This window comes from Pseudomonas sp. P4_C4, assembly GCF_056402055.1.
Window position 1 is genome coordinate 59,406 of the sequence record NZ_JBFUID010000037.1, and the last position, 6,770, is coordinate 66,175.

At 60.5% G+C, this 6,770-nt stretch carries 7 protein-coding genes; 5 read left to right on the forward strand and 2 right to left on the reverse strand.

Features of this window, described 5'->3' with window-relative positions; translation table 11 throughout:
• Positions 1 to 106 precede the first annotated feature (106 nt).
• Positions 107 to 982 carry a LysR family transcriptional regulator gene (locus tag AC1DXW_RS19630; RefSeq protein WP_477757077.1) on the reverse strand — a complete coding sequence of 292 codons (876 nt, stop codon included), beginning with the start codon at positions 980 to 982 and terminating at the stop codon, positions 107 to 109.
• Between the two features lie 112 nt (positions 983 to 1,094).
• On the opposite strand from AC1DXW_RS19630, the gene AC1DXW_RS19635 reads away from it, so the two are divergent.
• On the forward strand, positions 1,095 to 2,321 hold the full coding sequence (locus AC1DXW_RS19635) for a YbfB/YjiJ family MFS transporter (RefSeq protein ID WP_477760348.1): 1,227 nt from the start codon (positions 1,095 to 1,097) through the stop codon (positions 2,319 to 2,321).
• An 83-nt stretch (positions 2,322 to 2,404) separates the two neighbouring features.
• On the opposite strand, the gene AC1DXW_RS19640 is transcribed toward AC1DXW_RS19635, so the two are convergent.
• Positions 2,405 to 3,457: an AraC family transcriptional regulator gene (locus tag AC1DXW_RS19640; protein ID WP_477756805.1), complete on the reverse strand. Its 1,053-nt coding sequence runs from the start codon at positions 3,455 to 3,457 to the stop codon at positions 2,405 to 2,407.
• Between the two features lie 163 nt (positions 3,458 to 3,620).
• On the opposite strand from AC1DXW_RS19640, the gene AC1DXW_RS19645 reads away from it, so the two are divergent.
• The 4 genes from AC1DXW_RS19645 (at position 3,621) to AC1DXW_RS19660 (ending at position 6,572) form a co-directional block, all read left to right on the forward strand.
• Positions 3,621 to 4,472, forward strand: a complete 852-nt coding sequence (locus AC1DXW_RS19645) for a 3-hydroxybutyryl-CoA dehydrogenase (protein WP_477760349.1) — start codon at positions 3,621 to 3,623, stop codon at positions 4,470 to 4,472.
• On the forward strand, positions 4,459 to 5,118 hold the full coding sequence (locus AC1DXW_RS19650; RefSeq protein ID WP_429492070.1) for a TetR/AcrR family transcriptional regulator: 660 nt from the start codon (positions 4,459 to 4,461) through the stop codon (positions 5,116 to 5,118). The genes AC1DXW_RS19645 and AC1DXW_RS19650 overlap by 14 nt, the downstream gene beginning before the upstream one ends.
• A gap of 89 nt (positions 5,119 to 5,207) precedes the next feature.
• Positions 5,208 to 5,621 carry a VOC family protein gene (locus tag AC1DXW_RS19655; protein ID WP_477756099.1) on the forward strand — a complete coding sequence of 138 codons (414 nt, stop codon included), beginning with the start codon at positions 5,208 to 5,210 and terminating at the stop codon, positions 5,619 to 5,621.
• A gap of 198 nt (positions 5,622 to 5,819) precedes the next feature.
• The gene (locus AC1DXW_RS19660) at positions 5,820 to 6,572 is read left to right on the forward strand and encodes a bestrophin-like domain (protein ID WP_477756100.1); all 753 of its coding nucleotides are present in this window, start codon (positions 5,820 to 5,822) and stop codon (positions 6,570 to 6,572) included.
• Positions 6,573 to 6,770 lie beyond the last annotated feature (198 nt).

Here is a 6,770-nt window from a genome sequence, read left to right on the forward strand (position 1 = left end):
GGGAGCGAGCTTGCTCGCGATAGCGGAGTGTCAGACGACATCAATGTTGAATGACACAACGCCATCGCGAGCAAGCTCGCTCCCACAGGATTTGTGTTGTCTGGAATTATTCACCAGTCCCGGCAAACCCCGCGACAATCTCATCGATCACCGCCCGGACCCGGGCCGTATGCCGCAGGTCGGCATGGGTTACCAGCCAGATGTCATAGGGCAACGGCCGCGAGCGCTCCGGCCACAACCTGACCAGCCCCTCCTTCTCCCCGATGTACACCGGAATTTCCCCGACCCCGATCCCCGCCGCAATCGATCGACGTACCAGCAGGCTGGAACTGAGGCTCGCGACAATCCGCCCGCGCGCCACCGGTTCCGAGACCAGCGTCAGGTCCTTGTTGCCCTGCAAGTACGGTTGATACACCACCAGGTCATGCCCGGCGAACGCCGATCCGGGCTCCGGCACGCCGAGGGCATCGACATAGGCTTGCGAGGCGAACAGACCCACCGGCCAGCGGGCGATGCGCCGGGCGATCAGGTCCGGGTTCTCCGGTCGGGTGTTGCGTACGGCGATGTCCGCCTCGCGTTTTGCCAGGCTGAGAATCTGCGTGGTGGCGTCCAGTTGCACCCGTACATCCGGGTGTTGTCGATGCAGACGAGCGATCGCCGGGATCAGGAAATCGATCGCCAGGGAGTCGGTGGTGCTGACGCGAACCGTGCCGGTCAGGCGATCGTCCAGGCCCTGGATCTGGCGTTCCAGCTCCAGCGCCGAATGCTCCATTTTCTCTACGGCCTTGAGTGCCGCTTCGCCGACAGCCGTCAGCGCATAACCTTCGGAGGTACGCAGGAACAAGGTCGCACTCAATGACTTTTCCAGCGCCGTGATGCGCCGGCCGACCGTGGCCTGGTCGACCCCCAACACCCGCGCCGCACCACGCAACGTCGATTCACGGCAAACCGCGAGAAATACCCGGGCGTCATCCCAATTCACAGCGCTCTCCTGATGATGCATCTACGCATCAGCATAGCGCGTAATCGCTGCATTAATGCTTCGAAAAACCTCGATATGCTGAAGGCCTGAGTGACCTTTCAGGACAATGCACATGCACAGTTCATCGCCTCCCCTTACCCCGGCGCCCGGCGCGATCTGGCTGCCGATCTTCGCCGGCCTCTGCGCCAGCCTGGTCAGCATCGGCCTGGCGCGTTTCGCCTACACGCCGTTGATTCCCTCACTGATCCAGGCCCACTGCTTTTCCGCCAGCGACGTGGTGTACCTCGGTGCAGCCAATCTGGTGGGCTACCTGATCGGCGCACTGATCGGCCATCCGCTGGCACGCCGGACCTCGAACAAGACCGCCCTGCGCCTGATGATGCTGGCAGTGACGCTGGCGTTTTTCGCCTGTGGTTTTCCGTTGTCGATGAGCTGGTTCTTCGGCTGGCGCCTGCTGTCGGGGATCGCCGGTGGCGCGATCATGGTGTTGGTGGCGGGAACCGTATTGCCTCACGTACCGGCAACCCGCAGGGGCCTGGCCAGCGGTGCGATATTCCTTGGCATCGGCTTGGGCATTGCCGGCTCGGGAACGATCGTGCCGCCGCTGCTGAGCCTCGGCTTGCAGCAAACCTGGTTCGGCCTTGGCTTGTTGGCCCTGGTCCTCACCGCCGCCAGTTGGTTTGGTTGGCCAACCGCTGCGCACCCGGTCGCCGCTGCGCCGTCGGATACCTCGTCGCCTGCCCCCACCGACCCGAGCGTTTACCCGCTGTTCGCTCAATACGCGTTCATGGCCGCCGGACTGGTGCCGGCCATGGTGTTCCTGGTGGATTACGTCGCCCGGGGGCTCAATGCCGGGGCGCATGTCGGCGCGCTGATCTGGGTGATGTATGGCCTTGGCGCGATTGTCGGGCCAGTGAGCTACGGTTTTCTGGCCGACCAACTGGGCGCGAAAACGGGGATCCGCATCGTGCTGGTAATACAGGCGTTGGCGGTTGGCCTTTTATCGATCAGCAGTTCGTTCGCGGCATTGGCTTTGCTGGCGGTGATCCTCGGCTCCTTCCCGCCCGGCATCGTGCCGCTGGCGTTGGCCCGGGTGCATGAATTGATCCCCAACCATCACCAGCAGCAGATTGCCTGGAGCCGCGCCACCGTGTCGTTCGCGACGTTCCAGGCCCTCTCGGGGTTTGCTTATTCGGCGCTGTTCAATGCCAGTGGTGGCCATCATGCCTTGATGTTCGTGATTGCCGCCGGGGTCATCGTTGTAGCGCTGTTGCTGGAACTGGGCAGCCGACTGCTCAGTCGCTCGACCAAATCGCCAACGCTCAATGCAGGTGTATGAAATGACACTCCCGCAGACCATGACCCTGATCGAAATCACCGAACCCGGTGGCCCTGAAGTCCTGCTACCGGACCGACGATGGCTCAGGGCTCGCAGGGTTCCTGTAGGGTGGCGACCTCAACGCCCTGCTCCCCCTGATAACGGGCCCGATAGCGCCCAGGGCTTTCCCCGGTCCATTTCTTGAACGCCCGATGGAAGGCGCTGGGTTCCTGGAAACCCAGTTGCTCGGCGATATCGCTGATGCTCGCGTCGCTCTGACGCAGTTGCTCGAAGGCCACGCCACGCCGTACTTCGTCCTTGATTTCCTGGTAGGAGCAGCCTTCACGCTCCAGTTTGCGGCGGAAGGTGCTGGGGCTCAGGTGCTGTTCCAGGGCAAAGGCCTGCAACGTCGGCCACTCACTGTAATGACTGCCGCGCAAGCGCTGATGAACCTGGGATGCCAGGCCATGCTGGTTACGGAAGCGGATCACCAGCCATTGCGGCGCGGTACGCAGAAACACTTTCAACGACGCCAGGTCCTGAACCACTGGCAGGCGCAAGTAGTGGCTGGCAAATTCGATTTCGGTGCGCTCGGCACCAAAGGTCAGGTTGGGGCCCCAAAGCAGGCGATCGTCACCCAGCGACAGGCGCGAATGGCGGAAGTCCGCGCGATCAATGGGAATGCGCCGGCCACCCAGCCAGCACAGCAGGCTGATCATCAACACCAGGAACGTTTCTTCACCAAACCGACTGGCATCGTTATCCGTCGAACGGGTTTCCAGGCTGATCACCGCACGCTTGCCACGCACGGCCAGCGAGCCGCGAAAGTCGCGCAGGAACAACCCGAAGTTGGCCAGGCATTGGCGCATGGCCTTGTGCAGATCGGGTTCCTGAATCAGGGCACGGCAAATCAGGGCGAAACTGCCCGGCGGCATGCCATGGGAGTCGAGCCCGAAAAACTCGTCGTCGAGTTCGCGAATCTGTATCAGCCACAACGCCGCAAACGCGTTGGCCGGCACCCGCGCCGTGGGTTGGTGCATGACCGCCGGATCAATGCCCGCCTGTTCGAGCACGGCCGTCACGCGCTGCGGGTCATCCCTCAGCCCATGGATCATTGCCTGCACGAAATAGGCGGCAACCGAGTCCTTTTCCCGCATTGGTTCGCTTCTCTCTCATCACCCGAATGGCAAAAAACATCAGCGCCGTTGAACAGTTTTGGCATAGGACAACCGCCCTGCCGGCTCTAGACTCGCGGCAATAGTACGCCTTCGGCTGCAGTCGCGGCCAAGGTATCGCAGGGTTTGATCGAAGGATGGGAAGATGAATCTGCAAAACATCGGAGTGATCGGTGCGGGCACCATGGGCAACGGCATCGCGCAAGTCTGTGCCATGGCCGGTTTCAACGTGACCTTGCTCGACATATCCGAAAGCGCTTTGCAAAAAGCCGTCGCAACCGTCGGTAAAAACCTGGACCGGCAGGTCGCCAAGGAAACCCTGACGCCGGAGCAGAAACAGGCCACCCTCGACAAAATCCGCACCAGCACCGATTACGGCAGCCTGCAAAACGCGCAATTGGTCATCGAAGCGGCGACGGAAAATCTCGACCTGAAACTGCGTGTACTGCAACAGATCGCCGCGCAAGTCAGCAGCGAATGCGTCATTGCCTCCAACACCTCGTCGCTGTCGATCACCCAACTCGCCGCCAGTGTCAGCCAGCCTGAGCGCTTCATCGGCCTGCATTTCTTCAACCCGGTGCCGGTGATGGGCCTGATCGAAGTCATCCGCGGCCTGCAAACCAGTGACGCGACCCACAAACTGGCGCTGGACATGGCGACCACCCTCGGCAAAACCGCGATCACCGCCGGCAACCGTCCGGGCTTCGTGGTCAACCGGATCCTGGTGCCGATGATCAACGAAGCGATCCTGGTGTTCCAGGAAGGTCTGGCCAGCGCCGAAGACATCGACACCGGCATGCGCCTGGGCTGCAATCAGCCTATCGGCCCGTTGGCCCTGGCGGACCTGATTGGCCTGGATACCCTGTTGTCGATCCTCCAAGCTTTCTATGACGGTTTCAACGACAGCAAATATCGCCCGGCGCCGTTGCTCAAGGAAATGGTCGCCGCCGGTTACCTGGGACGCAAAACGGGGCGCGGCTTCCATGCCTATGCCTGAGCGTTGCTCGCGCTTTGCCGAGTACCGGGACAAAGTCCTGGAGCTGTTTGCCTGCAAGGGGTTCGGCCAGGTCGGCATGCGTGAGCTCGCGACGTGCCTGGGGCTTTCTCCAGGCTCGCTGTATCACCATTACCCGAGCAAACAGCATCTGCTGCTCGACCTGATCGAGGAGTTCTACGAGGAGTTGCTGGCCACCCTGGGACGTATCCAGCAAAAAGCTCCGGGCAAGCGCGACAAACTCAACAGCCTGATCCGCGCCCATCTGAATCTGCATCGGGAGATGCCTTGGCATTTCCGCCTGGTGGAGCGCGACAGCGGTTGCCTGAACGAAGAGCAACAGGCTCGGGTCCGGCAATTGCGCGAGCAATACGAACGCACGTTATTGAAGATGCTCGGTGCGAAGTCCCGTTTCAGCGAGCAAGGCCTGCTGGCCGCCGGGCATGCCATTGGTGCCCTGCTCAACAGCGCCCCCAGCTGGCTGACGCCCCATGTTCTGGACGAGCAGGAACGTGAGGAACTGCTGGAAAGCATGGTCAGCGGCGCCATCGAACGTGTGCTTGCACCACGGCGTGTGCCGGAGGCGATAAGCCTCGCGCGTCCTATCGAAAAAACATCTAAAGAAACACAAGCTTCGACAAAGATTTAGCGCTTTGCTTGTCGGCTCGACACAATCGGAATTCGCCGAAAAAACCGGCGTCCAAACCGATGTATGTACTCGAGCACCTGGAGCCGACCATGAAAATCAATCCCTACCTTATCTTCAACGGCGACTGCAAAGCGGCCTTCACGTTCTACGCGCAGTGCCTGCAGGGCCAGATCGAAGCCATGTTGACCTTCGGCGAAACGCCGGCCGGTGAGCATGTCCCTACGGATCTGCACAATCTGATCATTCATACCCGCCTGATCGTGGGCGATCAGGCCATCATGGGCTCGGACACCACACCGGATCGCCCCGTGGATAAAATGAGTGCCTGTTCGATTTCACTCAACGTCGACAGCATTGCCGAGGCCGAGCGGGTCTTCAATGCACTGGCGGGCGGTGGCACTGTGCAAATGCCACTGGAGACCACGTTCTGGGCGGCGCGCTTCGGCATGCTGGTCGACCGTTTTGGTGTGTCGTGGATGGTCAATTGCGAAAAGGATCAGTAAACGGCCTTTGTCGAACGACAGTATTGAAGGCACAAAGCCCAACCTGAAAAGGTTGGGCGTTCTGGCAACTCCCGGTCTGTCTGCTACCGTCAACTAGCCACATGGATAGCGGCGCAAACTCAAAGGCATCGTGATCAAGTACCAATAGTTTCCCCCACGCCCCGGAGACACCGTCAGCGGAGGTTGAATTTGAATGATGTGGTGATCGCCCTCATCGTTTTCGCCTGCCTGTTCGGCAGCGCACTACTGGGCTCGTACGTAAGGGAGCGATTACCTAGCCATCACCTGAGCGATGACTCCGTCGCGGTGGTAAAGCTGGCTACCGGCCTCATCGCAACGATGTCGGCGCTGGTTCTCGGCCTGCTCGTTTCCTCAGCCAAAAGCACCTTCGATACGGCTAATGCCGAACTGGAGGGTGCGGCGGCGAAAGTGGTTCAATTCGACCGCATGCTGGCCCGCTACGGTGCCGGCACCCAGGACATCCGCACCGAGCTCAAGCACAACTACGCCGAAGTCACGGAAGTACTCGCCTCTCGCGATCACCGTCAGATTGCAACGCTCGATAGCCCCGAAGTCATCCGTCGCTCTGAAGGTCTACAACGCCAGGTCGAATCACTGTCGCCGGGCAACGATGATCAACGCTCACTCAAAGCCGCGGCATTGCAAGACATGGACACGGTTTTTGCCACCCGCTGGTTGACCCTGCTGCAAGCCAATCAATCGATCCCACCGGTGATGCTGGTGATCCTGGTGTCGTGGCTTGCGATTATCTTCGGTTCCTTCGGCCTGTTTGCACCACGCAACGGGACCATTGTCGTCGTGCTGTTGATGTGTGCCCTGTCGACCGGGGCAACAATCTTGCTGGTGGAAGAGCTCAATCGGCCGCTTGATGGTTTTATCTGTGTGTCTCTGGAACCGTTGACGCATACGCTGGAGCGGTTGGGGCAGTAGGAGCGAGCTTGCTCGCGATGAGCTTCAGCACGGCGCGGGGCATCAGTAAGTTAGCGTCAGCGTTGACGACCATCGCGAGCGAGCTCGCTCCTACACGGCGGACAAAAACAAAACCCCTACCTGCATACGCAGATAGGGGTTTCGGAATTTAATCTTGACGATGACCTACTCTCACATGGGGAAACCCCACACTACCAT